This is a genomic window from Kitasatospora sp. NPDC007106 (assembly GCF_040634455.1).
In the GTDB taxonomy this organism is placed as follows: domain Bacteria; phylum Actinomycetota; class Actinomycetes; order Streptomycetales; family Streptomycetaceae; genus Kitasatospora; species Kitasatospora arboriphila.
The window spans coordinates 1-2,441 of the sequence record NZ_JBEYFP010000845.1 but is presented as its reverse complement, the minus strand read 5'-3'; the positions used below and the strand labels follow the sequence as shown (position 1 = coordinate 2,441).

Sequence of the window (2,441 nt, the reverse complement as noted above, 5' to 3'; positions counted from 1 at the left end):
CCGAACTGCCGGCGCGGACCTCCCCCCCCCGCCACCGCGGCCCACCCCGCAAGGAGACCCCCGCCATGGCCGCGACCGTGTCCGCCGACACGCCGCTGCGCCCCGCCCGCGCCCCGGCAGCCCGCTGGAGCCGGATCGAGCGCCGCACCTCCCCGTACCTGTACGTCGCCCCGTTCTTCGTGGTGTTCGCGGTGTTCGGGCTGTTCCCGATGCTCTACACCGGCTACGTCTCGATGACCGGCTGGCGGGCCGACCAGCCCGGCACCGAGAGCAGCTGGGTCGGCCTGGAGAACTACCGCCGGCTGCTGGACGACCCGTTCTTCTGGAACGCGCTGAAGAACACCCTCGGCATCGGCGTGCTCTCCACCGTCCCGCAGCTGCTGCTCGCGCTCGGCCTCGCGCACCTGCTGAACTACCGGATCCGCGGACGCACGTTCTTCCGGCTCGGGGTGCTGCTGCCCAACGTCACCTCGGTCGCCGCCGTCACCCTGATCTTCGTCCAGCTCTTCGGCCGGGACTTCGGCCTGGTCAACTGGGTGCTCGGGCTGTTCGGCGTGGACCGGATCAACTGGCAGGCCGGCACGCTCTCCTCCTGGGCGGCCATCTCCGCGATCGTCACCTGGCGCTGGACGGGCTACAACGCGTTGATCTACCTGGCCGCGATGCAGTCCGTGCCCTTCGAGCTCTACGAGGCCGCAGCGATCGACGGGGCGAGCCGCTGGCGGCAGTTCCGGTCGATCACGATCCCCATGCTGCGGCCGACGATCCTGTTCACCGTCATCGTCTCCACCATCGGCGCCCTGCAGCTGTTCGGCGAGCCGATGCTCTTCGGCCAGCAGCAGGACCCGACCACCGGCGGCTCCCAGCACCAGTTCCAGACCCTCGCGCTGTACTCGTACAACCAGTTCTGGGGCCGCTTCAAGTACGGCTACGGGGCGGCGGTCTCCTGGGCGATGTTCCTGCTCATCGTCGTCGTGGTGGCCGTCAACCTGCTCGCCGCCCGCCGGATGAAGGGGGCCGACGCCTCGTGAGCCGCAACCGCCAACTCTCCGCCGGCAGGGGCGTGTACGCCACCCTCGCGGTCGGCGTGGTGCTGTCCGTCTTCCCGCTGTACTGGACGGTCGTCGCCGCCTCCCGGAACAACACCGACGTGCACCGGGTGCCGCCCGTGCTGCTGCCCGGCGGCAACCTGCTGCACAACATCGGCGAGGCCTTCCGGCAGACCGACATGGGCCTCGCGCTGCTGAACTCGCTGGTCGTCTCCTCGACCGTCACCGCCTGCGTGGTGCTGACGAGTTCACTGGCCGGCTTCGCCTTCGCCAAGCTGCCCTTCCGCGGCCGGAACCCGCTGCTGGCCTCGGTGGTCGCCACCATGATGGTGCCGACCCAGCTCGGCATCATCCCGCTCTACATCATGATGGCGAACTGGTTCCACTGGGCCGACCACCTGCAGGCGCTGATCGTGCCGGCCGTCGCCAACGCCTTCGGCGTGTTCTTCCTGCGCCAGTACTTCGTCACCGCCGTGCCCGACGAACTCCTCGACGCCGCCCGGATGGACGGCTGCACCACCCGCGGACTGTACTGGCACGTCGCACTGCCCGCCGCCCGGCCCGCGACGGCGGTGCTCGGCATGCTCACCTTCATGGCCACCTGGAACGACTTCTACTGGCCCAAGGTCGTCATGACCCAGCAGAACCCCACCGTCCAGCTCACGCTCTCCGAGCTGGCCAGCGGCTACATCAAGGACTACTCCCTCGTGCTCACCGGCGCCCTGGTCGCCAGCCTGCCGGTGATCGCCGCCTTCCTCCTGATGGGACGCCAGATCATCGACGGCATCATGCAGGGAGCGGTGAAGAGTTGACCGCCATCGACACCACCGGCCGCTTCCCCGACTCCCCCGCACCCGACGCCACCGGCGCCGTCGGACCCGAGGTCCTCGACACCGCACGCAAGGCCCGCCTGGTCTCCGGCGGCGGCACCTTCCGCACCAGCGCCGAACCGGCCCTCGGGCTGCGGCCGATCGTCACCTCGGACGGCCCGATCGGCGTCCGCGGCGAACGCTGGGACGAGACCGACACCGCCCTCGCGCTGCCCTCCCCCACGGCGATGGCCGCCAGCTGGGACGAGGAACTGGTCGAGCACCTCGGCACGCTGCTCGCCGCCGAGGCCCGCCGCAAGGGCGTCGACGTGCTGCTCGCACCGACCCTCAACCTGCACCGCTCCCCGTACGCCGGCCGGAACTTCGAGTGCTTCGCCGAGGACCCGCTGCTCACCGGGCGGATCGGGGCCGCGTACGTCCGCGGGGTGCAGGGCGGCGGGGTCGCCGCGACCGCCAAGCACTACGTCGCCGTCGGCGGGGTTGGGGCGGCGGGCGACCAGGCCGTCCCGCTCCAGGCGGTCGACGGTGTTGGTGACGCTCGTCGGGTGCACCATGAGGCGCT

Annotated in this window: 2 protein-coding genes and 2 pseudogenes; 3 read left to right on the top strand and 1 reads right to left on the bottom strand. The window is 70.8% G+C overall.

From position 1 onward, the window contains the following. The first annotated feature begins 65 nt into the window (after nucleotides 1-65). The 3 genes and pseudogenes from ABZ641_RS33150 to ABZ641_RS33140 all read left to right on the top strand — a co-directional run. Nucleotides 66-1,031: a sugar ABC transporter permease gene (locus ABZ641_RS33150; RefSeq protein ID WP_359987888.1), complete on the top strand. Its 966-nt coding sequence runs from the start codon at nucleotides 66-68 to the stop codon at nucleotides 1,029-1,031. Continuing rightward, entirely contained in the window at nucleotides 1,028-1,861 is an 834-nt protein-coding gene (locus ABZ641_RS33145) for a carbohydrate ABC transporter permease (RefSeq protein WP_359987885.1), read from the top strand. The genes ABZ641_RS33150 and ABZ641_RS33145 overlap by 4 nt, the downstream gene beginning before the upstream one ends. A gap of 98 nt (nucleotides 1,862-1,959) precedes the next feature. Next, nucleotides 1,960-2,346: pseudogene (locus ABZ641_RS33140) on the top strand (glycoside hydrolase family 3 N-terminal domain-containing protein); the annotation flags it as partial. Nucleotides 2,347-2,349: 3 nt separating this feature from the next. Here ABZ641_RS33140 and ABZ641_RS33135 read toward each other — a convergent pair. Continuing rightward, nucleotides 2,350-2,441, bottom strand: a pseudogene (locus tag ABZ641_RS33135) (MarR family transcriptional regulator); the annotation flags it as partial.

What these genes read in the sequence shown, in the direction of transcription:
- ABZ641_RS33150 (WP_359987888.1), top strand. Translation starts at nt 66, where the DNA reads ATGGCCGCGACCGTGTCCGCCGACACGCCGCTGCGCCCCGCCCGCGCC.